The sequence below is a fragment of the Chromohalobacter nigrandesensis genome, assembly GCF_023061285.1.
Lineage (GTDB): Bacteria > Pseudomonadota > Gammaproteobacteria > Pseudomonadales > Halomonadaceae > Chromohalobacter > Chromohalobacter nigrandesensis.
The window spans coordinates 34,424-59,624 of record NZ_JAKGAM010000001.1 but is presented as its reverse complement, the minus strand read 5'-3'; the positions used below and the strand labels follow the sequence as shown (position 1 = coordinate 59,624).

The 25,201-nt window shown below is 60.8% G+C and carries 29 protein-coding genes and 1 tRNA gene; 27 read left to right on the top strand and 3 right to left on the bottom strand.

From position 1 onward, the window contains the following. Nucleotides 1–38: 38 nt before the first annotated feature. The 15 genes from L1073_RS00305 (at nucleotide 39) to L1073_RS00235 (ending at nucleotide 13,298) form a co-directional block, all read left to right on the top strand. On the top strand, nucleotides 39–560 hold the full coding sequence (locus L1073_RS00305; protein ID WP_246896169.1) for a helix-turn-helix domain-containing protein: 522 nt from the start codon (nucleotides 39–41) through the stop codon (nucleotides 558–560). Continuing rightward, on the top strand, nucleotides 544–2,508 hold the full coding sequence (locus L1073_RS00300; protein ID WP_246896167.1) for a phage terminase large subunit family protein: 1,965 nt from the start codon (nucleotides 544–546) through the stop codon (nucleotides 2,506–2,508). Before L1073_RS00305 ends, L1073_RS00300 begins: the two co-directional genes overlap by 17 nt. Before the next feature lie 3 nt (nucleotides 2,509–2,511). Next, nucleotides 2,512–3,054, top strand: a complete 543-nt coding sequence (locus L1073_RS00295) for a hypothetical protein (protein WP_246896165.1) — start codon at nucleotides 2,512–2,514, stop codon at nucleotides 3,052–3,054. After that, nucleotides 3,044–4,621, top strand: coding sequence for a phage portal protein (locus L1073_RS00290; protein WP_246896164.1), 1,578 nt, complete (start codon nucleotides 3,044–3,046; stop codon nucleotides 4,619–4,621). The genes L1073_RS00295 and L1073_RS00290 overlap by 11 nt, the downstream gene beginning before the upstream one ends. Further along, nucleotides 4,611–6,707: a phage major capsid protein gene (locus L1073_RS00285; protein ID WP_246896162.1), complete on the top strand. Its 2,097-nt coding sequence runs from the start codon at nucleotides 4,611–4,613 to the stop codon at nucleotides 6,705–6,707. Before L1073_RS00290 ends, L1073_RS00285 begins: the two co-directional genes overlap by 11 nt. A 74-nt stretch (nucleotides 6,708–6,781) precedes the next feature. Then, on the top strand, nucleotides 6,782–7,093 hold the full coding sequence (locus L1073_RS00280) for a Rho termination factor N-terminal domain-containing protein (protein WP_246896160.1): 312 nt from the start codon (nucleotides 6,782–6,784) through the stop codon (nucleotides 7,091–7,093). Further along, complete coding sequence (locus L1073_RS00275; protein ID WP_246896158.1) at nucleotides 7,093–7,419, top strand: head-tail joining protein; 327 nt, start codon at nucleotides 7,093–7,095, stop codon at nucleotides 7,417–7,419. Before L1073_RS00280 ends, L1073_RS00275 begins: the two co-directional genes overlap by 1 nt. Then, nucleotides 7,406–7,981: a hypothetical protein gene (locus L1073_RS00270; protein ID WP_246896157.1), complete on the top strand. Its 576-nt coding sequence runs from the start codon at nucleotides 7,406–7,408 to the stop codon at nucleotides 7,979–7,981. Before L1073_RS00275 ends, L1073_RS00270 begins: the two co-directional genes overlap by 14 nt. Beyond that, entirely contained in the window at nucleotides 7,978–8,538 is a 561-nt protein-coding gene (locus L1073_RS00265; protein WP_246896155.1) for a hypothetical protein, read from the top strand. The genes L1073_RS00270 and L1073_RS00265 overlap by 4 nt, the downstream gene beginning before the upstream one ends. After that, nucleotides 8,535–9,233, top strand: a complete 699-nt coding sequence (locus L1073_RS00260; protein WP_246896154.1) for a phage baseplate assembly protein V — start codon at nucleotides 8,535–8,537, stop codon at nucleotides 9,231–9,233. Before L1073_RS00265 ends, L1073_RS00260 begins: the two co-directional genes overlap by 4 nt. A 56-nt stretch (nucleotides 9,234–9,289) precedes the next feature. After that, the gene (locus tag L1073_RS00255) at nucleotides 9,290–9,628 is read left to right on the top strand and encodes a GPW/gp25 family protein (RefSeq protein ID WP_246896153.1); all 339 of its coding nucleotides are present in this window, start codon (nucleotides 9,290–9,292) and stop codon (nucleotides 9,626–9,628) included. Further along, complete coding sequence (locus tag L1073_RS00250) at nucleotides 9,628–10,539, top strand: baseplate J/gp47 family protein (RefSeq protein WP_246896152.1); 912 nt, start codon at nucleotides 9,628–9,630, stop codon at nucleotides 10,537–10,539. Before L1073_RS00255 ends, L1073_RS00250 begins: the two co-directional genes overlap by 1 nt. Beyond that, a complete protein-coding gene (locus tag L1073_RS00245) occupies nucleotides 10,532–11,152 on the top strand; it encodes a phage tail protein I (protein ID WP_246896151.1) in 621 nt (206 codons plus the stop codon). Before L1073_RS00250 ends, L1073_RS00245 begins: the two co-directional genes overlap by 8 nt. A gap of 9 nt (nucleotides 11,153–11,161) precedes the next feature. Next, the gene (locus tag L1073_RS00240) at nucleotides 11,162–12,754 is read left to right on the top strand and encodes a phage tail-collar fiber domain-containing protein (RefSeq protein WP_246896150.1); all 1,593 of its coding nucleotides are present in this window, start codon (nucleotides 11,162–11,164) and stop codon (nucleotides 12,752–12,754) included. Between the two features lies 1 nt (nucleotide 12,755). Next, nucleotides 12,756–13,298, top strand: coding sequence for a DUF4376 domain-containing protein (locus L1073_RS00235; RefSeq protein ID WP_246896149.1), 543 nt, complete (start codon nucleotides 12,756–12,758; stop codon nucleotides 13,296–13,298). A 42-nt stretch (nucleotides 13,299–13,340) separates the two neighbouring features. Here L1073_RS00235 and L1073_RS00230 read toward each other — a convergent pair whose 3' ends face one another. Beyond that, complete coding sequence (locus tag L1073_RS00230; RefSeq protein WP_246896148.1) at nucleotides 13,341–13,667, bottom strand: hypothetical protein; 327 nt, start codon at nucleotides 13,665–13,667, stop codon at nucleotides 13,341–13,343. Nucleotides 13,668–13,922: 255 nt separating this feature from the next. Here L1073_RS00230 and L1073_RS00225 point away from each other — a divergent pair, with 255 nt between their 5' ends. From L1073_RS00225 to rhuM, 8 genes are all read left to right on the top strand, one after another. Further along, complete coding sequence (locus L1073_RS00225) at nucleotides 13,923–15,437, top strand: phage tail sheath subtilisin-like domain-containing protein (RefSeq protein ID WP_246896146.1); 1,515 nt, start codon at nucleotides 13,923–13,925, stop codon at nucleotides 15,435–15,437. Beyond that, nucleotides 15,437–15,943, top strand: a complete 507-nt coding sequence (locus L1073_RS00220) for a phage major tail tube protein (RefSeq protein WP_246896145.1) — start codon at nucleotides 15,437–15,439, stop codon at nucleotides 15,941–15,943. The genes L1073_RS00225 and L1073_RS00220 overlap by 1 nt, the downstream gene beginning before the upstream one ends. A 72-nt stretch (nucleotides 15,944–16,015) precedes the next feature. After that, nucleotides 16,016–16,300 (top strand): phage tail assembly protein, encoded by a 285-nt coding sequence (locus L1073_RS00215; protein WP_246896143.1) that lies wholly within the window; start codon nucleotides 16,016–16,018, stop codon nucleotides 16,298–16,300. 137 nt (nucleotides 16,301–16,437) lie between these two features. Next, entirely contained in the window at nucleotides 16,438–18,627 is a 2,190-nt protein-coding gene (locus L1073_RS00210; RefSeq protein WP_246896141.1) for a phage tail tape measure protein, read from the top strand. Further along, nucleotides 18,620–19,027 (top strand): phage tail protein, encoded by a 408-nt coding sequence (locus L1073_RS00205; RefSeq protein ID WP_246896139.1) that lies wholly within the window; start codon nucleotides 18,620–18,622, stop codon nucleotides 19,025–19,027. The genes L1073_RS00210 and L1073_RS00205 overlap by 8 nt, the downstream gene beginning before the upstream one ends. Then, nucleotides 19,002–19,214 (top strand): tail protein X, encoded by a 213-nt coding sequence (locus L1073_RS00200; RefSeq protein ID WP_246896137.1) that lies wholly within the window; start codon nucleotides 19,002–19,004, stop codon nucleotides 19,212–19,214. Before L1073_RS00205 ends, L1073_RS00200 begins: the two co-directional genes overlap by 26 nt. Next, on the top strand, nucleotides 19,211–20,224 hold the full coding sequence (locus L1073_RS00195; RefSeq protein ID WP_246896136.1) for a phage late control D family protein: 1,014 nt from the start codon (nucleotides 19,211–19,213) through the stop codon (nucleotides 20,222–20,224). Before L1073_RS00200 ends, L1073_RS00195 begins: the two co-directional genes overlap by 4 nt. A gap of 92 nt (nucleotides 20,225–20,316) precedes the next feature. Continuing rightward, nucleotides 20,317–21,369 carry a RhuM family protein gene (rhuM, locus tag L1073_RS00190; protein WP_246896134.1) on the top strand — a complete coding sequence of 351 codons (1,053 nt, stop codon included), beginning with the start codon at nucleotides 20,317–20,319 and terminating at the stop codon, nucleotides 21,367–21,369. An 80-nt stretch (nucleotides 21,370–21,449) separates the two neighbouring features. Here the strand turns inward: rhuM and L1073_RS00185 are convergent, their stop codons facing one another. Further along, nucleotides 21,450–22,364 (bottom strand): phage antirepressor N-terminal domain-containing protein, encoded by a 915-nt coding sequence (locus L1073_RS00185; protein WP_246896133.1) that lies wholly within the window; start codon nucleotides 22,362–22,364, stop codon nucleotides 21,450–21,452. Nucleotides 22,365–22,809: 445 nt separating this feature from the next. Between L1073_RS00185 and L1073_RS00180 the strand changes: the two genes are divergently transcribed. Together L1073_RS00180 and L1073_RS00175 are read left to right on the top strand one after the other, a co-directional pair. Then, a complete protein-coding gene (locus L1073_RS00180; protein ID WP_246896132.1) occupies nucleotides 22,810–23,139 on the top strand; it encodes a hypothetical protein in 330 nt (109 codons plus the stop codon). A gap of 3 nt (nucleotides 23,140–23,142) precedes the next feature. Continuing rightward, nucleotides 23,143–23,481 (top strand): hypothetical protein, encoded by a 339-nt coding sequence (locus L1073_RS00175; protein ID WP_246896131.1) that lies wholly within the window; start codon nucleotides 23,143–23,145, stop codon nucleotides 23,479–23,481. Nucleotides 23,482–23,656: 175 nt separating this feature from the next. Here L1073_RS00175 and L1073_RS00170 read toward each other — a convergent pair. After that, nucleotides 23,657–23,733 (bottom strand) — tRNA-Pro (locus L1073_RS00170). A 248-nt stretch (nucleotides 23,734–23,981) separates the two neighbouring features. Here L1073_RS00170 and L1073_RS00165 point away from each other — a divergent pair. Next, nucleotides 23,982–24,365 carry a CidA/LrgA family protein gene (locus L1073_RS00165; RefSeq protein ID WP_246896130.1) on the top strand — a complete coding sequence of 128 codons (384 nt, stop codon included), beginning with the start codon at nucleotides 23,982–23,984 and terminating at the stop codon, nucleotides 24,363–24,365. Beyond that, a complete protein-coding gene (locus L1073_RS00160) occupies nucleotides 24,362–25,090 on the top strand; it encodes an LrgB family protein (protein ID WP_246896129.1) in 729 nt (242 codons plus the stop codon). The genes L1073_RS00165 and L1073_RS00160 overlap by 4 nt, the downstream gene beginning before the upstream one ends. Nucleotides 25,091–25,201 lie beyond the last annotated feature (111 nt).

The window sequence follows — 25,201 nt, the reverse complement described above, 5'->3', positions numbered from 1 at the left end:
GCCCCGAACTCGGTTGATTGTTGTTGTTTGGGAGCGTCATGGCGTTCAAAGGAAAGGGGCGCGAGGTCAACCGCGAAGAGCTCGCCGAGACCTTCGGTGTCTCGCTCAATACTGTCAGCAGCTGGATCCGCAAAGGTTGCCCCTTCGAGCAGCGGGGGCGTCAGGGGAAGCCGTGGCGTTTCAACACCCGCGACGTCTCCGAGTGGCTGCGCGAGCAGGCACGCCTTGAGGCCGCCGGCGACGCGCCGATGGATGAGTTCGAACTCAAGCTGCGCAAGCTGGCGGCTGAAACCGCCCAGGCCGAGCTGGATCTCGCCACGGCACGGCAGCAGGTAGCGCCCATCGACGAGTTCGAGCGAGCCCGCGCCCTGGAGAATGCGACCGTGCGCGCCAACGTGATGAACGTGCCCAGCCGCGTGGTCAGTCAGCTGATCGGTGAAACTGACGAAGGCCGGTTCAAGGACGTGCTGCGGACCGAGTTGATCCAGGCTCTGGAAGCTGCCGCCGAGACCGACGTCGAGCTCGAGGAAGAAGAGGGCGACGATGACGGAAGCGACTGACGCGGCCGAGCAGTTCAGCAACACCAAAGGCGTGCTGCGTGCCCTGAAGCGCAGCGCCCGTCACCTGGTGCCGCCGGCGCCACTCAAGCCCAGCGAGTGGGCCGAAACCAACGTCAGGATCCCCGCCGGCAACGCGATCCCGGGGCCTATTCGCTTCGACAATGCGCCGTACCAGCGCGAGCCGATGGACATGGCCGTGCATCCCGGTTGCTATCGCATCTCGCTGATGTGGGGCGCTCAGGTCGGCAAGACCCAGTTGGCGCTATGCCTGCAGGGCTACAGCATCGCCCACGAACCGAGCAGCCAAATGATGATGCAGCCCAGTCAGGGCGACCTCACCACCTGGCTGGAAACCAAATTCAACCCGATGGTGGATGCGAATCCATCGCTGCAGAACCTGCTGGCCAAGCCGCGCAGCCACGAGGGCGTCAACAACCAGCGCATGAAGTCCTATCCCGGCGGCTTCCTAATGTTCGCTTGGGCCGGCTCCACCAAGACGATGCGCGGGCGCTCGGCGCCGTTGATCGTCGCCGATGAAGTGGATGGTTATAGCGGCACCGGCGAGGGCGATGAAGTCGAGCTTTTGTGGCAGCGTGCCGCCACCTATGGCGATCAACGCCTGCTCCTCGAGATCAGCACGCCGACCATCAAGGGCGAGAGCAAGATCGAGGCCTCTTATGACGCCGGGGATCAGCGCCGCTTCTACGTCGCCTGCCCGCATTGCGACCATCACCAGACACTCGACTGGCACCAGGTCACCTGGGACAAGGACGACGATGGCACCCACCATCCGGAAACCGCTGCCTACGTCTGCAAGCACTGCGGCGTGATGTGGAACGACGGCGAGCGCATCGCGGCGATTCGTACCGCCGAGCAGGTCGGTGCCGGGTGGAAATCCAGCAAGCCGTTCCGTGGCCACGCCAGCTATCACCTCAACGAGATCTATTCGTGCTTTCGCCGACTGCGCGACATCATCCAGTCGTTCCTCGACAAGAAGGCCAAGGGCGACCTGCAGTCGTTCATCAACGTCAGTCTGGCCGAGACGTGGGAAGAGCAGGGAGAGCAGGCCGAGGCACACGTCCTCATGGAGCGCGCGGAGAGCTACAAGGCGCCAGTGCCGGCTGGTGGCGTGGTGCTCACCACCGGCATCGACATGCAGCAAGACCGACTCGAGATGGAAACCGTTGCCTGGGGCTACGGCGAGGAATCCTGGTCGGTGGATTACACCGTGTTGTGGGGTGATCCGCTGCAGGAAGAAGTGTGGCGTGACCTCGATGACTACCTGGCCACCACCTGGACTCATGAGAGCGGCGCCCAACTCGGCATCATCGCATCCTGCCTGGATACCGGCGGCAGCAGTGGTTATACCCAACGCGCCTACGAATACGCACGCGGGAAGACGGGGCGTCGCCTGTTCGCCATCAAGGGCGTACCGGGTTGGGATCGCCCGGTGGTGACGGCGCCATCACGCAAGCGTACGGGGCGCGGCAAGCGGAAGGTAGACCTGTTCTCGATTGGTGTCGACGAAGCCAAGCTCACCATCATGCGGCGGCTGGCGGTAGAGCATCACGGGCCCGGTTTTACGCATATCCCCGCCGACCGCGAGGCCGAGTGGTTCCATCAGCTCACCGCTGAGAAGCTGGTGACCAAGTACGTGAAGGGCGTGCCCAAGCGGGAATGGCACCAGACCCGCCCGCGCAACGAGGCACTCGACTGCCGCGCCTATGCCTACGCCGCCTTCAAGATCGCTAGCCCCAGCCTCAAACGCCACGCTGCGCGGCTGGCGGAATATGAGCAGCCTGAAGAGGGCGACGAGACACCGACGTCACCGGATGCTGCGCCAGAACCACTGCCAGCGGAGCCCAAGCCCCGCAAGCGCAAGACTAGGCGCAAGACATCCACGGGACGATCCAGGCGACAGCGCTCGAGCTGGGTCAACAACTGGTGACGCATGGCAGGCATTCCCGAACGCATGACGGCAGGCACAACGCTGGCGATTTCGCTGGCGCTGACCGCATACCCCGCCACGGAGTGGTCGGCAACGCTGATCCTGCGTGGCGTCCAGTCCATTGATCTCACGTCCGAGCCCGACGGCAGGCTGCATGCTTTTCAGGCCGACGCCGACACCACCAGCGAATGGAAAGCCGGCGACTACTGGTACAGCCTTCGAGTAACCGATGGCACCGAGGTGCACGAGGTCGACACCGGCACGCTCAAGGTGCTGCCCGATCTCGCCACTGCTGATGCCGACTTCGATGGCCGCACCCACGCCGAGAAGACCCTCGAGGCTATCGAGGCGGTGATCGAGGGACGCGCCAGCAAGGATCAGGACAGCTACCGCATCAACAACCGCGAGTTGCGCCGCACCCCCATCAGCCAATTGCTCAAGCTGCGCGACGTCTACCGCAATGAAGTGCGCCGAATACGTGCTGCGCGCAAGGGCCGCAACACGCTGGGCCGCCCCGTGCTAGCGAGGTTTGGCCATGGTGCTTGAATTGCTCAAGCGCCGGAAAGCGGCGGCGCCGTCAGGTCAGCAACCAGCTCCACGCTCGCGTATGCGGGCCATCCCCCGTGCGCTGTCGCGCACGTTGCTGGGCCAGGCAAAGGCCGACCGGCTGTCGGCTGACCTGCCGACAACACCGGTACCGGCCGATCAGTTCATCGACAAGAATCAGCGCCCCCTGGTCGCGCGCTCGCGCCACCTGCTGCTGACCAACGACTACGCCCGAGGCTTCGTGCGCCAGGTGCGACAGAACGTGGTGGGACGCAAAGGCATCCAGTTGCAGGCCCAGGCCAAAGACGCCGACGGAACGCTCGATGAGCGCGCCAACGATGCCATCGAAGGCGACTTTGCCAAATGGTGTGACCGGCGCATCTGCGACGTGGCCGGGCGTCGTTCCTTCCGACAGTTGCTGTCACGTGCAGCGGAAGACGCCGCAATCAACGGCGAGTTCATGTTCCGGATTGTCTACGGTCGTAACCTCAACCCGTGGGGGTTGGCCATCCAGGTGTTGGACCCGCAGCGCTGCCCGGTGGAGGTCAATGAAGACCGCTTGCCGGGCGGGCAATTCATTCGGCAGGGCATCAAGTACAACCGCTGGGGCCGGGCCGTCGCCTATCTGTTCGGCACCCTCGACCCGTCGGAGAGTGACTACCGCTTTGGCGGGCGCAATTTCGTTGAAGTGCCCGCCGAGGAAGTGGTCCACGGCTTCCTCGAAGATCTTGTGGGGCAGCGCCGTGGCCTGCCGTGGATGGTCACCGCCGTGCTACGCCTGCATCACCTGGATGGGTTCGAGAAAGCATCCTTGGTCAATGCTCGCGTCTCCTCCGCCAAGGGCGGATGGTTTGAGTGGGAAGAGGGCATGGGCCCCGTCGACGAGGATGATGGCGACGAGCACGAGCCGCTGTACATGGACGCCGAGCCCGGGTCGTTCCAGGAACTCCCGCCCGGGCTCAAGTTCAAGCCCTGGGAACCTCAGTTCCCGACTAGCGAGCTGGCACCGTTCTCCAAGCAGAGCTTGCGCGGGATCGCTACCGGCATGGGGATCGACTACCCGACGCTGGCCAACGACCTGGGCGACGTCAATTTCTCGAGCCTGCGCCATGGCGTGCTCAATTCCCGCGATCACTGGATGGAGCTGCAGGAGTGGCTGATCGAGCAGCTGCTGGAACCCGTGTACCAGGCGTGGCTACCCCGAGCCCTGCTCAAGGGCATCACCGTGCCCGGCACCAACGGCGCCACCTTGCGAGCCGAGCGCATCGAAAAATACCGCGCGCATGACTGGCAGGCGCGCCGCTGGGATTGGGTCGATCCGGACAAGGACTCCAAGACCGCCGCGCGCGACATCGCCAACAAGATCAAATCCCCCTCGCAGGTGATCCGCGAACGCGGCGGCGATCCGCGCAGCGTGTGGCGTCAGTGGGCGAGCGATCGGCAGGCCATGATCGACGCCGGCATCCCCGAGGCCCTGGTCGACGCGACATTGGGCGACCCCGCCATGAATAGCGGCAGCAGTACGCCCCAGGGCGAAACCGCAGGAGAGACGAGCAATGAAGGATAAGCGCGACGTTCGCGACCGCCGGCATCAGCCGACTGTCCCGCGTGAGCCCGATAAGGCCCGTGAGCTTGAGGGTAGCCACCAGACCCGCAGCGTCACCGAAGAGCAGCTGCGCAAGATGAAGGCCGAGGGTCTGACGCGCGACATGATTGGTGGCGAAGTAAGGGCCATCGATGAAGAAAAACGCACGGTCGAGCTGGCGTTTTCCAGCGAGGCCGAGGTGGAGCGGTGGTTTGGCATCGAGGTGCTGGACCACGGCGAAGGCGCCATGCGCACGGGGCGTCTCGAGAACGGGGCGGCACTCCTGGTCAATCATGACTGGGATGACCAAGTGGGCGTGGTGGAGTCTGTCACCGTGGGAGCCGATCGGCGGGGCCGGGCGACGGTGCGCTTTGGTAAGGGCGCTCGGGCTTCCGAGGTGTGGCAGGACGTGGTTGACAGCATCCGTCGGCAAGTCTCGGTGGGCTACTCGATTCACAAGGTGGAGATTGAGGAGCGCTCTGGGCAAGCCGACATGGTGCGCGTGACCGATTGGGAGCCGCATGAGATCAGCATCGTCTCTGTGGCGGCAGACGTTTCAGTGGGCGTAGGGCGCTCGCGGGAACCACTGCCAGCGGAGCCGGGCACGGGCGGGCCTGATACTGCCAGCAATGAACGCAATCAATCGAGCGGCGCTGCTGGCGCTTCCAGGACACACCAAAAGGATAGCGAGATGAACGAAAAGATCCTGCGCGACAAGAAGGGCAACCTGGTCCGCGCCAAGGTCAACGAGCAAGACGAGATCGTCGAAGTGCTCGAGATGATCGAGCGCGCCGGCGATGATCAGAACCAGGCCCGTCGGGCCGGCGTCCAGGCCGAGCAGGCCCGCGTCAAAGCGATCATGGACATGGGCCGCGAGTATGAGAACCCTGACCTGGCGACCCGCTACGTCAGCGATGGCAAGAGCCCCGAGGAGTTCCAGCGTGCGCTGTTGGGCGAAATGCACAAGCAGCGTTCCAAGGCGGTGACCGATAACGGCGAGACCGAAACCCGCTCATCCAGCATCGGCATGACTGATCAGGACCTGCAGCGCTACTCGATGATGAAGGTGGTTCGGGCCCTGGCGAATCCTCAGGATAAGCGCGCCCAGGAGGCCGCCAAGTTCGAGCTGGAGCTTTCCTCTGAAGCTGAGCGTCAGTACGGCAAGCAGGCGCGCGGGATTCTGATTCCCGACGACGTGCTTTCCCGTGCCTTCAATGCTGGCGGCGCGTCTGATACGCCGAGCGGCGCCCAGACGGGCGATGGCCTGGTCGATACCCAGTACATGGCCGGCAGCTTCATCGAGATGCTGCGTAACCGCACGGCACTGATGCGTCTGGCCACCACCATGAGCGGGCTAGTCGGCAACGTCGAGATCCCCAAGCAGACCGGCGGCGCCACCGCTTACTGGCTGGGGGAAGGTGAGGACGCCGAGGAGGGGACGCCGAGCATCGGGCAGATCGCGCTATCCCCGAAGACCGTCGCGGCCTATACCGACATCACGCGCCGCTTGATGCTGCAGTCCACTCCGGACGCCGAGCGCGTAGTGCGTAACGACCTGGCCTCTGCCGTGGCGCAGGCCGTCGATCTCGCGGGCTTCTACGGTGCCGGTGGTAACGAGCCGACCGGTATTGCGCAGACCTCAGGCATCAACGCGGTCAACCTCGCCACGACCGGCAAGCCCACCTATGCCGAGGTGGTGAAGATGGAAAGCGAAATCGCCGCCGATAACGCTGACGTGAACTCCATGGCGTATGTGATGGCGTCGATGATGCGTGGCCACTGCAAGACCACTCAGAAGTTCGAGGGCACCAATGGTGCACCGATCTGGGAGCAGGGTAATACCGTCAACGGCTACGGCACCGAAGTGACCAACCAGATCCAGACCGGCGATCTGTTCTTCGGCAACTTCGCTGACCTGATCATCGGTCTGTGGGGCGGTCTCGACTTGACCGTCGACCCGTACAGCCTGTCGAAATCCGGCGGCACTCGCCTGGTGGTGTTCCAGGACGTCGATATGGCCGTGCGTCGCGTCGAGTCGTTCTGCCTGGGTCGTAACACTACCGCGTAATCGGCATCCAGTGACTGGCGGCCCCACGCCCTGTGGGGTCGCCTCGACATGAGCCATTCATTGAGGAAAGCCCCATGAGCAAGAAGACCAAGACCGTCGATATTGAGTGCACCAGCGCCTTCATGGCCGCCGGCAAGATGATCATCCCGAAGAAGATCGTGCGCGGCGTGCCAGCGGCTGAGGCTGACAACCTACTTCGTCGTGGTAAGGCCAAGCTGATTGGTAATGCCAGCGATGAGGATGATGGCGAAAAAGCCCTGGAGGACATGACGGTGGCCGAACTCAAGGAAGAGGCCAAGGCGCTGGACATCGAGGGCTTTGATGGCATGCAGAAAGCCGACCTGGTCGCCGCCATCGAAAAGGCTGAGGAAGAGGGCGACCAGTAATGCCCGCGCCGGACTGGGAAAATCTCGACGTCTTTTTCGACGAGGACGAATTCGCCACGCCGGTGACCGTCACGCGCGATGACGGCACGGTGCTGACCCTGTCCGGCCTCTATGAGGACCAGTACCTGGATGCCCAGCTCGGCGAGTACCGCATGGATAGCGAGCGCCCGCGCGTCTGGTGCAAGCAGTCCGATGTGCCGGGCGTTAAGCGGGGCGATACGTGCACCGTAGATGGCACTACCTATGACGTCATGACGGAACCGCAACCCGATGGTACCGGCATGGCCATGCTCGACCTGGCGGTGAAGCCCGATGCTGGATTTTGATGTCGATGCCGACGAGCTCCAGCGCGTGATCGAGGAGCTGGGCGCCATGCCCAAAGAGGTCAACGCCTCCTACAACCGCGCGCTCACTCGCACCGCCGCTACCCTGCGCAAGCTATCCAGCCAGGGGCTACAAAGCGAGCTGGGTCTACGCCGCGCTAAGGCGATACGCAAGCGTTTGAAGAGCGTTCGCGTGAAAGGCTCGAAAAGCGGTGACTACCGCAAGATGGCCTCGGTTCAACTGTGGTACGGCCTCAACGATATTGCTGTGGCCGAGTTCCAAGGCCGCGTCAGTGAGACCAGCGGTGGCGCCGGCTACTCAGGCCCGGCCGGCAATCACAACTTCCCCGGCGCGTTCGTCGCCAAACCTCGTGGCACGAAGCGCCGTACTATCATGCGACGCCGGGGCCAGGGGCGTTTGCCCATTCGCCAGGAAACGCTGCCGATCAAAGACAAGGCCGACGTGTTCGTCGAAGACGAGATCTTCTGGAAGTTGGAAGCGATCTTTTGGCGCCACTTCCGTGACGATCTCGAGCGGCGCATCGCCTACCTGAGGGCCTCATGAACGCGGATACCCAAATCACCCTCGACAGCCTGCATCAGGCCGTCCTCGATGCCATTACCGCTGCGTTCCCGGCGATCAAAACCGTGGAGGATTATCCGGACGATCGCCAGCGCATCCAGGTGCCGGCGGCGCTGGTCGAGCTCACCGAGCTGGCAGCGGTACCGGACGACGATCCGGGCACGGGGCAACTGGCGCTCGAGGCACAGTTCGAGCTGCGGTACGTGCTCGGCTGGCGAGGCGTGAACCAGGGCCGCGCCATTCGTGCCCAGGTCGCCGCGCTGGCGCATTTCATCCATCAGCAGCAGTGGGGCCTGCCGGTGGAGCCGGCGCGGGTCGCGGTATGTGAGCCGGATGAATTCAGCCCCGAGCTCGACCAGTACCTGGTGTGGCGCATCGATTGGTCGCAGATCGTGCACATCGGCGAGAACGAATGGATCGACGACGGCACCCCGCCCACCGAGGTATGGGTCGGCGTCTCGCCGTTGATCGGTCCCGAGCACGAGGCGTTCTACACGCGCCAGGATGGCAGTCAGTATGAAGAGGAGGGCGGATCGTGAATCAGGCCTGGCGATTGCAGGAGCTGGAACGCCGGCTCAACAACCTGCTGATGGTCGGCACCATCCTTGAGGTCGATCACGCCGCTCGAAAACTAAAGGTGAAAGTGGGCGAGATCCGCACGGCTTGGCTTAACTGGCCGACGGAAATGGGCCGCAACTATCGCCGCTGGCGACCGCTTCGCAAGGGCCAGCAGGTAGTGCTTTCCAGTCCTTCCGGGGACCCCGCTCAGGCTGTGATTACCGGCATGCTTTACAGTAGCGCGTTGCCATCGCCTTCCGACAACCCTGACCTCGATCTTATCGAGTTTGAAGACGGCACACGTTTTCAATATGACAGCGCGGACCACGTAATCAAGATCCACTGCGTGGGCGACATCGTCGTCGAGAATGCCAAGAGCATTACCGTGAATACCGGTACCACGCTGGATATCACCGCTGGCGGTGACGCCACATTGAAAGCGCCGACCGTCACCGTCGATAGTCCGCAAAGCACCTTTACCGGGGCGGTGACCATCCAGGGGCCGCTGACCTACCAGGGTGGCATGACCGGCTCGGGTGGCTCGGGTGCTGCCGCCTCGATCAGTGGCGGGGTCAGAGTCACCGACGGCGACATTACGGCCGACGATATCAGCGTCAAATACCACGACCATGACGGTGATAGCGGCGGCAAGACGAGCCGACCGAATCCTAGCTGACGGTACGGAACCACTGCCAGCGGAGCGCGCTGGCGGCCTAGCCCATGATGGCTCGCATGAACGGTATGAATGCGCAGTCCGGGCGCGACCTCTCCGGCATCAACCATCTGCGGCAATCGCTGCGCGACATCCTGACCACGCCAATTGGCACCAGGGTGATGCGTCGCGACTACGGCTCGCGTCTGTTTGAGCTGATCGATGCGCCGATGAACAACGCCACGCTGGTGGAGCTCTACGGCGCGACAGCCGAGGCGCTGGCCCGCTGGGAGAATCGCTTTCGGCTCACGCGGGTGCGCGCCACAAGCGCCGAACCCGGTCGCGTCATCCTCGAGCTGTTGGGCGAATACCGGCCCACTGGCGAGACCATCAACCTCGACGGCATTGAGGTGACCTAATGGCCGGCCCCATCGATCTCTCCCAGCTCCCATCACCCGTTGTCGTCGAGGAACTCGATTACGAAGACATCCTCGCCGAGCGCAAAGCCGCATTGCTGGATCTCGTTAGCAGCGACGAACGCGCCGACGTCGAAGCCACGCTCGAACTCGAATCCGAACCGCTGGCCAAGCTGCTCGAGGAATCGGCATATCGGGAGCTGACCTGGCGGCAGCGCGTCAATGAAGCGGCACGCGCCGTGATGCTCGCTTACTCGAACGACGAGGACCTCGACCAGCTCGCGGCGAATTACAACGTCGAGCGCCTGGTGGTCGACCCCGGCGACCCGGATGCCACGCCTCCGGTACCGCCGACGTATGAGCGCAACACCGAGCTCCGCATGCGTGCCCAACGCGCGTGGGAAGGGCTATCGGTCGCCGGCCCCACAAAAGCCTATGAATTTCACGCATTGAGCGCCGACGGCCGCGTCGCCGATGCCACCGCGATCAGCCCCGTACCCTGTGACGCCCTGGTCACCGTGCTCTCGCGATTGGACGATGGCACCGCCGATCAAGAGCTGCTCGACGTCGTCTATGCCGAACTCTCGGCCGAGGACGTGCGCCCGGTCGCCGACCGGCTTACCGTCCAGTCCGCCGAGATCGTGCCGTACAGCATCGACGCCACGCTCTATCTCTACCCCGGCCCCGAGCAAGAGCCGATCCTCGCCGCCGCACGCGACGCCCTGGATGCCTACGTCAGCACCCAGCGCCGCATCGGGCGCGATATCCGCCTGAGCGCCGTTTATGCCGCGCTGCATGTAGAGGGCGTCCAGCGTGTCGAACTCGCCGCGCCCACCGCCGACGTCGTGCTCGACGACACCCAGGCCGCGCACTGCACCGGCACCAGCGTGACCATCGGGGGCAGCGATGAGTGATCTATTACCCCCGAACAGCACACCGCTCGAGCGCGCCGCCGCCGAGGCACTCGCCGAGATCCAGCGCGTCCCGGTGCCGCTGCGAGATCTCTGGCATCCCGACTGCTGCCCGGCACGCTTACTGCCTTATCTGGCGTGGACCTTCTCGGTAGACCGCTGGGACCCGTCATGGTCCGAGGCCGCCAAACGCGAAGTGATCCGCAGCTCGTTCTATGTGCACCGCAAGAAAGGCACGATCAGCGCCTTGCGCCGCGTCGTCGAGCCGCTCGGTTATCTACTCGAGATCGTCGAATGGTGGCAGAAAGACCCCGAAGGTCCGCGCGGCACGTTCGATCTACGCATCGGCGTGCTGGATACCGGCATCACCGATGCGATGTACACCGAGCTGACCCGCCTCGTTGAAGACGCCAAGCCACTCACGCGGCATATCGCCGGGCTCGACCTGCTCGGGGAGACGCGGGGACCGCTCTATCTCGGCGCGACCACGCAGGATGGGCACGCCACCACCGTATATCCCTACGTCGCCTCGCAAACCGAAAACACCGGCCTCGCGCATGTCGGCGCCGGACTTCACGCCATCGACACCACCACCGTCTACCCGAATACCGCCTAGGAGCCGCCCATGGCGAAGTTCTATACCGTGCCGACCGCCGTCGGCGAAGCCAAGATCGCCAATGCCATTGCCCTCGGCCGAACCCTCACCATCGCCGAGCTCGCCATCGGCGACGGCAATGGTGAGCTACCCGACCCGGATAGCGACCGAACGTCGCTGGTCAACCAGGTGCGCCGCGCGCCGATCAACACCAGCGTCGTGGACGACGACAATCCGAACTGGATCGTCGTCGAACAAGTGATCCCACCGGACGAAGGTGGCTGGACGATTCGCGAAATCGGTCTGTTCGACTCGGACGGCGATATGATCGCCTACGGAAACTACCCCGAGACTTACAAGCCGGTTCTGTCGGAAGGCTCAGGCAGGACGCAGACAATCCGCTTCGTCATGCAGGTCTCGGACACCGCCGCCGTCACGCTGAAAGTCGACCCCAGCGTGGTGCTGGCAACACGCGAATACGTCGACGACGAGATCGACCAGCACGCCCAAAGCCGCAACCACCCCGACGCCACGACCAGCGCCAAGGGAATGATGCAGTTCGGCACCAGCGAACAGACGCGGGCAGGCACCCGCACAGACCGCGCCGCGCACCTCGCTGGGGTGAAAGCCGCGATTGATCAGCACAAAGAAGAAGCCCAGGCACATAACGCGTCAAAAATCGCGCTCGACACGCCTCTTAACGCATTCGGCGATGCCGATACCGTACAAGCGGTGTTGGCACTCCTGGGCGCGGCGGCCAAAGCCGAGACACACAACGGCATCGCCGGCCGCTCGAATGCCGACGCGCACCCCATGAGTGCTATTTCAGGACTCGATGCTGCAATTACTTCCATCAATGAAGTTCTTAATGGTCTGGGAGCCGCTGCCCAGGCAGAAAACCATAACGACATTGCAGGCCGTGACGCATCAGGCGCGCACCCTATGAGCGCCATTACGGGGCTCAATGCGGCGATTGAGGCGATCAATGATGTTCTTGATGGGCTAGGCAGCGCTGCTACTCGCACCGTCGGTACCAACAGTGGCAACGTTATGGAAGTCGGTGCGTTTGGCCTTGGGTCTCAGGATCCACCTGAATTATCAGATTTTAATATTGCTCTTGATACGGGAGCATATACCGCGCGAGAAACTGCGTTAAATAGCCCTCCGGGCTGGTCTGGCGGAGTTGCTACTGTAATAACAAGAAGTGGTGGGGATTACAGTGTGCAAATGGCCTTCGACGTTAATACGAGAAACGTTTACGTTAGGGTACTGAGTCAGGGGGTTTGGAGAAGTTGGGATAGTATACTCACAAGCGCCGATTTCAACCCTGACGATTACTACACAAAAGACCAGCTATTCGCCGCTGTCCACGACGAGACTAACAACCGCAGCGAAGGAGCGACGTATACAAATACGACGGGTAAACCGATGTTAGTTGCTGTTACAAAGAATAACCAAAACCCCGCAGTTTTTCATGTTGACGGTATAGAGGTGGGCTTAATGCAAGACGCATCGGGTGACGCGAGGAGCAACCTAACCTTCATAGTGCCTAACGGCAGCACTTATGGCTGTGATACAAACCTTGGCACCATAAACGACATTATTTGGGTGGAGACCTATTAATATGCAGCATTTCAAAACACCGGTAGGGCGCATTTATGCCTACGGCGACAGTGAAGAGGTGGACACCGACGCCAAGACCATAAATGGCGTGCATTATGCCAATATGCCAGACGATCTGACGCCAATCGACGGAGACGAAGCCCGAAAGATCGCCAACCCGCCGCCGTCCCTCGATACACTCGCCAAACGCAAGCGCCGAGCCATCGACGCCGCCCGCGACCAGGCCTTCGCCACCGGCCTCGACTACGACGTCGCCGGCGAGCCTGACGTCGTCCAGACACGCGCGCAGGATCAAATCAATCTCCTGGGGCTACGCGCCAAAGCCGAGTCGAACAAAGCCGCCGGCGTCACCGACGCGGTCATGGAGTTTCGCGGCAAGAGCAACAAAACGCGCATGCTCAACCCCGAGGAAATGATCGCGCTGACCACCGCTGCGCTCGATTACATCGAAGGGGTCTACAAGCGCTCGTGGGAACGGAAGGACGCCGTTGCCGCTGCGCTCGAAGATGAGGATCGGGAAGGGATTGAAGCGGTGGAGTGGTGAAAGGAAGCCCGCCTTTCGGCGGGCTTCTTATTAGTTTGCTGGTTAAATACCTGTCCAGCGACGAACCGCTAAAAGTTGTCCTTGATGAGGATAACCAGGCTTGCTGTTGGGTTCGAAAACCCCTTGGGCAACCGCTTCAGTGAGGTAAAGGCGGGCTTCCTCATAGTTGGGAAGATGGAGGCGCTTGATCATCTCAATGAGCTCTTCTTGGTTATGGAACTCGTTATCCGATAGCTTCTGTAAAAGGTCGGTGAGGCCATCAGGTGATGCAAAGAACTCTAAGTCTAAATCGCTATTCAAGTCTTTGCTAACAGCGTAGGTTCGGTGACCATCGTACTGGCATCCACCCCTCTGAGGAGATGATGGCATGTGGTGAACCAGTCTCATGGAATGAGAATAGAGAGACTCGCCATTCGGTCCCATCCTTGTTAACCACTCAACCCAGCCATCTTGAATGTTATAGATGGGCTGCCCGCATGAATCACACGTCCAAGTCATTTCATTCCTCGCGTACTGTTTTTTTTGAGGCAGTAGATAGAACCACTGCCAGCGGAGCCTCGCGCGTGGCCCGGTCATGCTGTTCTTACCGTTCGGAACACCTGATCAGGCAAGAGGCACACCATTATGGCATTTCTCCACGGGGCCGAGGTCCTCGAGATCGATACCGGTCCGCGACCCATCCAGACAGTCCGCTCGGGCGTGATCGGCATCGTCGGTACCGCGCCGGAGGCAGAAGGGGAGACCGCTGCCGAGCTCACTATCGGCACGTCAGCGGCCAACACTGGCATCCTGTTTACCGCCGCTGATGGCGGTACCGCCGGCAATAACATCCGTGTTCGCTACGTGGCGCCTGGCGAGTCGAGCGCATCGCTGGCGGTTTCCATCAATGGCAAGGACGTCACCGTGACGCTGGCCACGGATGCCGATGGCGAGCTGACATCGACAGCCCAGGAGATCGCCGCGGCCGTGAACGATGAGGCGGACGCGTCCAGCCTGGTGACGGCGGCAGTCGTCGAAGGTTCGGATGGCACTGGCGTGCCTCGGGCTCGGAGCTGGCGCGAGCTCTCCGGCGGCGAAGATGAGCCATTCCCGCTCAACATGCCGACCATGGTGGCGGGCAATCGCACGGAAGCCGCCAAGCTGGGGACCGAAGGCACGTTGCCATCGGCGATGGAAGGGATCTTCGACCAGGTCGGGGCGGTGGTTATTGTCATCCGTGTGGAGAAGGCCGAAGACGAGCAAGAGACCATCGCTAACGTGGTCGGTGGCGTCAACGCCGAGACCGGGCAGTTCGAGGGCGTTCATGCCTTCACCGCCGCCGAGTCTGAAGTCGGCTTCGCCCCGCGTATTCTTTGTGCGCCAGGTTTCACTCATCAGCGTGACAGCGGCTTGCGTAATGCGGTGGTGGCCGAGCTCGAGGGCATCGCGAATCGCATGCGGGCGATCATCGTCGCCGATGGCCCCAACACCACCGACGATGCAGCCCAGCAATATGCCGAGGACTGGGGCAGCGCTCGCATCTACATGGTCGATCCCTGGGTGAAGATCCTGCAGAGCGATGGCAGCAATACCAGCGAGCCCGCATCGGCACGTGTCGCCGGCCTTATTGCCCGCATCGACAACGAGCAAGGCTTCTGGTGGTCGCCGTCGAACAAAGAGATCTACGGCATTCTGGGCACGAGCCGCAGTGTCGATTTCACTCTGGGCGACGAGAATGCGCGCGCCAACCTGCTCAACGAGGGCGGGATCGCCACCATCATCAACCAGGATGGCTATCGCCTGTGGGGCAACCGCAGCCTGACCGATGACACCAAGTGGGTATTCATCTCCGTGCGCCGTACGGCGGACATGATCAACGACAGCATCCAGCGCACGCACCTGTGGGCGGTGGATCGCAACATTACCAAGACCTACGTCGAAGACGTCACCGAAGGCGTCAACGCCTACATCGGCAGCCTGAAAGCACAAGGTGCGCTGCTGGGTGGGCGCTGCTGGGCGGATCCCGACCTCAACACCCCGGCCAACGTCCAGAAAGGCCAGGTCTATTTCAACTTCGAGTTCACCCCACCGTACCCGGCGGAGCGCGTCACATTCCGCAGCAAGCTGGTGAATGACTACATCGAGGAGGTGTTCGCGTAATGGCCGCTCGCAACATTATCAAACAGATGACCGTCTCCGTGGATGGCCGTGGCTATGCCGGCCAGGTCATGGAGTACACGCCGCCGGTGCTGACCCTCTCTACCGAGGAGCATCGCGCGGGCGGCATGGATGCGCCGATCACGCTGGATATGGGCATGGAGGCGCTTGAAAGTTCATTCGTGCTGCGTTCCTACGACCGCGAGATCTTGCGTCAATTCGGCGTCTCCGAGGGTAACAACGTGCCGTTCGTGGGCCGTGGCGCCATGCAGTCCTATGACGGCACCTGGCGCCCAACTGTGCACACCATGCGCGGCAAGATCACCAGCCTTGATCGAGGCACCTGGCAGGCGGGCCAGGTGGCGTCGATGACCGTCACCATGCGGCTTGATTACTACAAGGAAGAGCACGACGGCGTCACCGTCCACGAGATCGACGTCGAGAACATGATCCGCACCGTCGACGGCGTGGATCTGCTGGCGGATCTGCGCACGGCGCTAGGTGTCTGAGCCGCCCCTATCCATCAAAGGGGGCCACTGCCCCTTATATAGGAATGAACCCACTTGAAGAGGAAAGCCAGCATGAGTGAAGAAACCCCGGAGTACCTGAACTACAACGACAACGGCACCTGCGATATCACCTTGGTGCGTCCCACCTCCGTCAATGGCGTGGAGCAGTCCACGCTTCGCATGCGTGAAGCTACGGTCGAAGACCAGATTTTGCATGACGAGATGAGCGGCAGCGACGCCAAACGCGAAGTGGCGATGTTCGCCAATCTCCTCGAGATCTCACCCGACGACATTCGCCGACTGCCGCTCAAGAGCTACCAACGTCTGCAAGAGGCCTACGCCGGTTTTTTGAACTGAGCCGCGATGACGTGCGCCGGTTGGTGCTGGCGCTTGCATCGCATACAGGCTGGTCCGCGCGTGAGATAGGCGCGATGCGGACTAGTCGATTCCTCTGGTGGGTCGAAGGCCTGCCGCGTTCCAACGAGTAGGACAGCATGGCGAACCAGCGGCTGAACGCGCAGATCTCCATCGGCGGCACGGTGGCCAAGTCGCTGACCAAGGGACTGACCGATACCAAGGGTCAGATCCGCGAGGTCGGCGGCGCGATTGGCAAAGCCACGTCTCGCCAGAAGGAACTCTCCAATCAGATCAAGACGTTTGGCCGCCAGGGCCGTAGCGTTGAGACCCTGCGCAGGAAGTATGCCGAGGTCACCGAAGAGGTAGAGCGCCTCAAGCGCAAGCAAGAAGCGTTGAAGCGCCTCGATATGGCCGACGTCGGTGGCAAGTTTCGCAACATGCGCAATGAAGTCGGCGGGCTGGTGCGGCGCACCGCGATGCTGGGTACCGCTGCTGCTGGCGGCATATTTGCGATCTCGAACTCGACTGCTGAGCTAGGCGACGAGGTGGCTAAGCGGTCCGATGCGCTGGGTATCCAGATCGGCAAGTATCAGGAACTCCGCTATGCCGCTGAACGCTCGGGCGTGTCGACACAGAAGTTTGACTCGAACATGCAGGCGTTCACCAAGCGGCTGGGCGAGGCAGCGCAGGGCACCGGTGCCGCGAAGGATGCGCTCGATCAGATGGGCTTGTCCGCCGAAGCGCTGGCCAGCATGACGCCCGACGAGGCGCTAGATCAAGTAGCAGACCGCCTGCAGAATGTCGAGAGCCATACCAAGCGCGTGGCTCTGGTTTCCGACCTCTTTAGCCGCCAGGGCATTGGCATGATCAACATGCTCAAAGGCGGCAGTAAAATGCTCGAGCAATTCGGCGAAGATGCTCGGCGCACCGGCTACATACTCAGTGAGCAAGCGACGCGCGACGCCGAGACCTTCCAGGACAAGCTGCTTGATACCAAGCTCTCGCTGGCGGGGCTCAAAAACATCGTCGGCAGCGAGTTGATGCCGGTGGTCTCCAAAATGATGGGGAGATTCACCGGTTGGATGGCCACAAACCGTGACGAAGTAAAGCGCTTTGCCAGCACCTTCGCGGACCGCATGGAAAAGGCGGTACCTGTCATTGGTAATTTGGCCAGTGGCTTGGCAACAGTAGCCTCCAAAGTAGGGGAGGCCACCGGTAAGGTTGCCACTCTGGTCGGTGGTTTCGATAACTTGGGCATGATTATCGGCACGGTGATCGCCAGCAAGGCGATTTTCTCCATCGGGGCGTTCGCTGTGTCGCTGGTAAAAGCCGGTAGCGCGTTGGTGTCGCTGGTGGGCGCGTTCCCCGCTGTTGTCGGGGGCATCAAAGCAATGAGCATAGCGTTCATGACCACGCCCATTGGTTGGATTGTTGGTGGTATTGCGGCGGTCGCCGGTGCAGCCTACCTCATCTATCGAAACTGGGATTGGATCGGCCCCTGGTTCGGCAAGCTGTGGGGTGGCATCAAAGACGCCGCTGCCTGGGCATGGGATAAGCTCAAAACCATCGTCAGCTTCTCGCCGCTTGGCCTGATAGTGAATAACTGGGGCAGCATCACCGATTGGTTCGGCAATCTGTGGGACGGCGTCAAGACGGTGGCCAGCACAACGTGGGACTGGTTTAAAACGATGCTGTCGTGGTCGCCCCTGGGGCTGATCGTGAACAACTGGGGAGCCATCACCGGCTGGCTGGGCAACCTGTGGGACGGCGTCAAGGCTGATGCGCAACTCGGCTGGAATGCTCTCGGTTCGATATTCGACTGGTCGCCACTCGCCACCATCAGCAACGCCTGGAGTGGGCTGACGGGCTGGTTCGGCAACCTGTGGGACGGTATTACGGCCACTGCCGAGAAAGCGCTGAATTGGATCAGTGGCAAGCTGGAGTGGGTCGGTAACACCTTCAGCAAGGTCAAGGGCTGGCTCGGCTTCGGTGGCGATGACGATGAAGAGAAAGACGCCCAGCCCCCACGCGTGGGAGGCTCGGTCCGTCGCCCTGAGCTGGGCAGTGAAGACCGAGAAACTGAGCAGCGGCAGCGCGGCCGCGCCATCGCCGACAATGCGCTCCCGCCGGCGCGTCCGTCCCTGGCTGGCGGCAATGCCAATGCGGGCGAACGGCGGCGCGAGATAACCCAGCAGATCACCAACAATCTCACGCTGAGCGTCACCCGTCGCGAGGGAGAGGCAGAGCAGTCCTACGCCGAGCGCATCGCCGAGCTGGTAATGGAAAAGATCAACGAGAAACAGGAGGGGGCGCTCTACGATGGCTGATGTGATGATGAAGCTGGGTCGCTACAAGTTCACGCTGGATACCGCCGCCTATCAGGAATTTTCGCGCACCACCGAATACCGCTGGGCTGCCCAATCCCGCGTAGGCAAGCACGATGCCCTGCAGTTCACCGGCTATGGGCAAGACGCCATTACGCTGACCGGGCGCATCTACCCAGGCTGGAAAGGCGGGCCAGACCAGATCCGCGACATGCGCGACCAAGCCGGCGAAGGCGAGCCGATGATGATGGTCGATGGCAATGGCTACGTGCACGGGCGCTGGGTGATCCTCAACATCGAGGAACGATCCGACACGTTCGCACCGGGCGGCGTTCCGCGCCGGCAGCGCTTCACCATGAAAATGAGGTACTACGACGATGGCGCTGACGTATCGAACGCATGACGGCGACACCGTCGATTGGATCGTGTGGCGTCGCTATGGCCGCATCAGCAAGGGTCTGGTCGAACGAGTGCTGCGAGAGAACCCCGGGCTTTCCGAGGCTGGCCCTGTGTTGCCGGCGGGTATTCCGCTCACACTACCGGACGATGACCGACCCGGCACCCGCCGCCGCGTGAGGCTGTGGGGATGAAGCCGACATTTCGCATTACCGCCAACGACGAAGACATTACCCGCCAGCTGCGCGAACGCTTCGTCTCGCTCAAGATCCGCGATGAATCCGGTGCCGATAGTGACGAGCTGACGCTGGTTGTCAGTGATCATGCCCCGGAAGACCCGCTCGCATTGCCCCCAACCGGCGCGGAGCTCGAAGCGTTCCTGGGCTACGATGATGACGCCGTCAGCATGGGGCGCTACGTGGTCGACAGCCTGGAAATGAGCTGGCCACCCAACCAGCTCAAGATCGTCGCCAAGGCCGCGCCGCAGGCGAAGAGCGACTCGGGCGAGGGCAGTACACGCCCCATGCTGCAAACAAAGAAAACCCGCAGTTGGGATGCCGGTACGCTGCTGGGGGATATGGCACGATCCATCGCCGGCGAGCATGATCTCGATCCCGCTATACAGGACGTCATGGCATCGATCGCATTGCCGCATGTCGATCAGACGGACGAATCCGATATGAACCTGCTGACGCGGCTGGCGCGCGATTACGACGGCATTGCAAAACCGGCTGGCGGTGCGCTCGTGATCGCCAAGCGCGCTGCCTCGATGGTGGCAAACGAGAGCGGGGAGAGCTTGCCGACTGTTCCCGTTACGCCGGACATGGTGAGCAGCGGCCGTATGAAGCTGGCCAAGCGTGGCAATGCGGGAAGCGTCGTGGCGCGATGGCGTGACACCGATGCCGCGGCAACGCTCGAGATCACCGAAGGCGAGGGCGAACCGGTCCAACGCTTGCAGACCATCCACCCCGATGAGGAAAGCGCTCGAGCAGCCGCTCGGGCCGAACTACGTCGTGGCCAGCGCGGCGAGCAGACCCTCAACCTTACACTGCCGGGCGATACCCGACTGATGGCCGAGGGCCGGCTGGCGCTGTCTGACTTCCGCGAGGGCGCCGACGGCGAATGGCTGATCACGTCGGTGACGCACACCCTGAACGATGCCGGCTACCAATGTCAGGTGAAGGGTGAACTGCCGAGCGACTAGCGTTTCAACGCGGCCATACTCATTGCTTAGCAAAAAGCGTGATTCGCGCTAGGATGAGGCCATCATCGCTGGCTAATATGAGGTGCTCGCCCATGGATGAAACAAAGGCTGTTACTCCCAATTTGGAAGAAAATAATAACCTGCTGACTTTTTTGGATGAGGGTGTGAGTGTTGATGTAAGGTTTGATCCAAGCGACCAATCCTTGTGGGTCAGTGGCAAGGAGATAGCAGAGCTTTTCGGCGCTAGCTATTCCAATATAAAACGGCACATATCCAACATATACAAAGATGAGGAGTTGGACAAAAAGTCAACTATTGCAAAATTTGCAATAGTTCAAAATGAGGGAGGTAGAGAGGTTCTTCGCTCCGACGTGGAGCATTATAATTTAGATATGATCTTGTCCGTTGGGTACAGGGTTAATGCGAAAAGGGCAGTAGCTTTTAGGAAATGGGCGACCCGAACGTTAAGGGCTTTCATTGAACAAGGTTATGTGATCAATGAAAAGGCTTTGCGGGAGTCGCCGGAAAAACTTAACCAATTAGCCGCGAAGGTACGGGCTCTACGCTCGGAGGAAAAACAGGTTTACGCCAAGGTGCGCGAGTGCTTCAAACTGTGCTCCTCTGACTACAACCCCTCTTCCAACGAAGTGAGAAGCTTCTATGCGCTGCTTCAGGACAAGTTTCATCACGCTATAACTGGGATGACTAGCTCGAAGCTGATTCTGGATAGGGCCAGTCATCATGAAGATAGTATGGGGCTCCTATCCATTCGCGGAGACTTTCCGACTAAGGAGGAAGCAAGGACTGGCAAGAATTACTTGAGTAGCGAAGAGCTTTATCGATTGCATATTCTGTCCGAGCAATTTTTGCTATTTGCTGAATCTACGGCGTTAGCAAAAAAAGAGATGACGATGTCTTCGCTGCATGCTCAGTTGGACCGCCTTCTGGTGCTTAATGACTATCCTGTTTTTGAAGGCTATACAGACTATCTGAAAGACGAGGCTATCCGGCATGCTAGCTTAGAGCTCGGGTTATACAAGAAAAGGAAGAAAATAGAGTCTCTTAGCATTGAGTATAGTGAAGAGGCCCTGGCGGCAGGCGAGTACGATGAGCTGCTGATTGAATATGGTTCTGATATTCAATAGCGGTATTCTTTGCCTCCGCTATAACACCGGCTGGATGGCGGCAGCTTATCCAGCCGGGTAAAGGGTGAGCTGCCGAGCGACTAGCGATCCAGTGTCGCAACGACCCCGTTCACCGAGTTCACCATCGAGCGTGTGAAATCACGCACATGCTCGAGCTGGGCATTGGCTTTGCGCAAGCGCGTGCCGTGATTCTCGCAAAGCGACGTCAGCGCCTTGAACTCCTCGCGCAGCCCGGCAACGTTGTGAACCGTCACCGCACCGCCGCTGCGCTCGGCCTCGCCAAGTTGCTGGAAAAGCCGGCGCAAGTCGGAGTGGTACATGGCGTCGTCACCGACCAGTTGCCCTTCGCGCCATTCGTTCCAGGGGCGAGTCAGCGGGTAGTCGATGGTGATGGCGCTCTCGGCCTGCGGCATGTCGCGGCCCAGCCACTCGCCTTCCAGCGCCAAGCGATGCACATACGCCACAGCCTCGGGCAGTTGATCGGTGCCCAGCTCGTCGATGTGCTCCACGCTGAATCGCTGGTGAACCAGACGGTACGCATCGTTGTGCATCAGGCCCTTCTTGGTGGTGAGCATCGTCACGGCGGCACGAAGGCCCGCGCGTTCGTCGGGCGTGGTGCGGGGGTTGGTGGCCTGGCCTTTCTGCCAGTAGTTGGACAGCACATCGAAGCACTCGGCCTGGTACTCGACCAGCTTCTCGCGGATCTCGGGCTTGACGCGATTGGTGTCGATGCCGAACAGCCAGCCGTTGAGCTTGTTCAGCGGCAGGGTCAGCAGCTTGCGGCGCTTACCGTCGGCGGCAACCATATTCATCATGGATATGGTTGAAGCCAGCACAGGGTGACGCTTGATTCGGTTGTACTGCGATTCCCACTGGAGGCCGATGGCGTCGCAGATCGGCTTCATGGCCACGCGCACAATGCCTTCAACATTGAAGGTCGGGATGGCGGTGCCGTGGAAATCGACGGAAACGGGTGATGCGGTGATCGCGGTCATGATGGAACTCCTCGATGCTGATTGGAGTCCGCCCTTTCACTTCCACATGATTGGGGGCGGACCGTACGCGGGGTGGAAGACCGGAGCATCAAGGAAACCCGGCAGGACCGAAGCCCTCCCACGCACGGCCCGCCATAACGCGGGCACAAAAAAACGCCTTGCGGCGCTGTGCGCCTTGATAGCTGATCGGGCTTCCACACCCGAGCCACTGATTTTGCAGCGACACGGGAATAGTGGCCCAGTCAGGCGCAGGCGTCAAGAAACGCTACCGTATGCACGGTACCAGAATGGGGTAGGAGCGTGACCCGCCGTGGTGGGGGTGTGTGAATGTACAGTATTAGGCCAGCGGCACCTGCTACATCCTAAATCCGTAATGGATGCATCAGCGAAGACTTAGTAAGCTGGAGTGGGGAACTTAAATAATACTGAGCAAGAGGGTCATGCCATGGCATTAGTAGCCTGTCCGGAATGTGAGCACGAAGTCAGCGATTCCGCTTTGAAATGCAGCCAGTGCGGCAAGCAGCTTCGTAAGCTCAAACGAGGCCTCTTCGGCAAGCTCTGCAAGTGGAGCTTTATCGTGTTTAACGTGTTGATGGCCGTGTGGCTGTTCTCCTACTGGGGTGACCTGGGCTCGATGACCCCCGCCAGCGAGGCGGAGAAGGCCGGCGCTGCGATTGGCGGTACGCTCGGTACCGGAATGATCGTTACCACTTGGGTCTTCGGCGATATCATCCTGGGCATGTTTGTTCTCTTTACTCGCCCCAAGGAGGCCTAAGCCATGCGTAAGTTCATTATTCCTTTCGCGTGCGGTGTAGTCATGCTGGCAGCCACGGCTCAAGCGCAACAGGCACCGCGCTATGATGTTGAGTCACACTGTGAACAGGTGGCCAGCGTCGGCGGTAGTCCCAGCAACACCATGTATAACTCGTGCATCGAGATGGAGCAGCAAGCGTACGACAACATCAAGCAGGGGTGGTCATCGATTCCTGGCGGTACGCAGCAGCACTGTGACCAAGTGGCCACCGTCGGTGGGGCTGGTAGCTACACGATGCTCGAGTCATGTGTGCAAATGGAGACTCAAGCCGCAGATGATCGCAGCGAGTTCAATTTCGATTGATGCTTCGACCTTGCTGAATCTGGGCGCCCTTGTGGCGCCCTTTTTCGTTGAGAGGATGGCGCTCTGTTGAGGAATCAACGGCGCAGAGTTTTGACAAAATTTTGATAATTTTTTGAGCGCAACAAAAAACCGCCACTATGGTTGACCCATAAGTGGCGGTTTTTCTTCAATCTTTTGGTCGGAGCGACTGGATTCGAACCAGCGACCTCTGCAACCCCATTGCAGCGCGCTACCAAGCTGCGCCACGCTCCGTTAACGTTCTGTCGGAAGGCCTTAAAACCGGCGCCGCCCGTGGAACGCTGCGTATACTACCTCGGCTTCCGGGAAATGAAAACCCTTGATAGCGCTTTTTTTTCAACTGCTTGCCAGTGCCCGGTGATGATGAATGTCCGACGATGAAAGGCATAAGTCAGTGTGGTGACCGCTATCAACTGAGGTGTAGGGCGGCATGGATTAGACGAAAGATGTAGAATGTGGCCGTTTCATGTGGAGATGACACAATGCCTCTAATTGCCGGAATGAGCGTGCTGCTGGGGTGTCAGTTTCTCGGCGAGATTCTGGTTCATGGGTTCCAGCTTCCCGTGCCGGGACCCGTCGTGGGCATGGTAGTGCTATTGGTCGGGTTGATGATCAATGGACGCGTGCCCACGGGGCTGCGCACGAGTGGTGAAGGACTGCTGCGTTACTTGACGCTGCTTTTCGTACCGGCGGGGGTTGGCATCATGGTGCATTTCGATCTTATCAAGGCGGACTTCTGGCCCATCGTCGTCACGCTCGTGGTGTCGACCGCCTTGACCTTGGCCGTCACGGCAAAAGTCATGTCGTGGCTGACACGCTCGGTGTCCAAAGACCCGCGTGACGAATGGTTGGAGGAGCGTTCATGAGCGTTCCGGTACTCGATCAGCTTTGGGTGTATCTCGCCGCCAGTCCGTTGTTGCATCTGCTGGTGACGTTTCTGGCCTTCATGGGGGCGAGTTACCTCAACCGTCTTCTAGGAGGCACGCCTTTCCTGCACCCGGTCGTGCTCACCATCGTGATGATCATTGCCTTTCTGATGCTGACGGATACCGACTATTCGACGTACTTCGAGGGGGCTCAGTTCATCCACTTTCTCCTGGGGCCCGCGACCGTGGCCTTGGCGATTCCCTTATACGACTACCGGGAGCGTGTCAGGCGTATGCTGATGCCGATATTGCTCAGTTGCGTCGCGGGAATCGTGACGGCGGTGACATCGGCGGTGGGGGTTGCGATGCTCATGGGCGCCAGTCGCGAAACCGTGCTGACGCTGTCGCCCAAGTCGGTGACATCGCCCATTGCGATGGGGATCGTAGAGAAACTGGGCGGTATTCCGTCGCTGGCGGCGGGGATGGTGCTGATCACCGGCTCCCTCGGATGTGCCCTGGGGCCTGTCGTTTTCCGTCTGGTCAGGGTACGCGACCCCAGCGTTCAAGGCTTTACCATGGGCTTGGCGGCGCATGGCTTCGGTACGGCCTACTCCTTTTCTTCTATCGGTGCCGTGGCGGGTGCCTTTGCGGGACTGGCGATGGGGCTGACGGGGCTGCTGACGGCCTTCATCCTGCCGCCTCTCGTGCATCTTTTTGGGCTTTAATAAACTTATACCGTTATCTACCTTCGCTTCGAAACCAAACAATCATAATCAAAATGGCAACGTCTCATTGGACGTTGCCATATGCAGACTTTCAAAATGTCGTGATCGCTT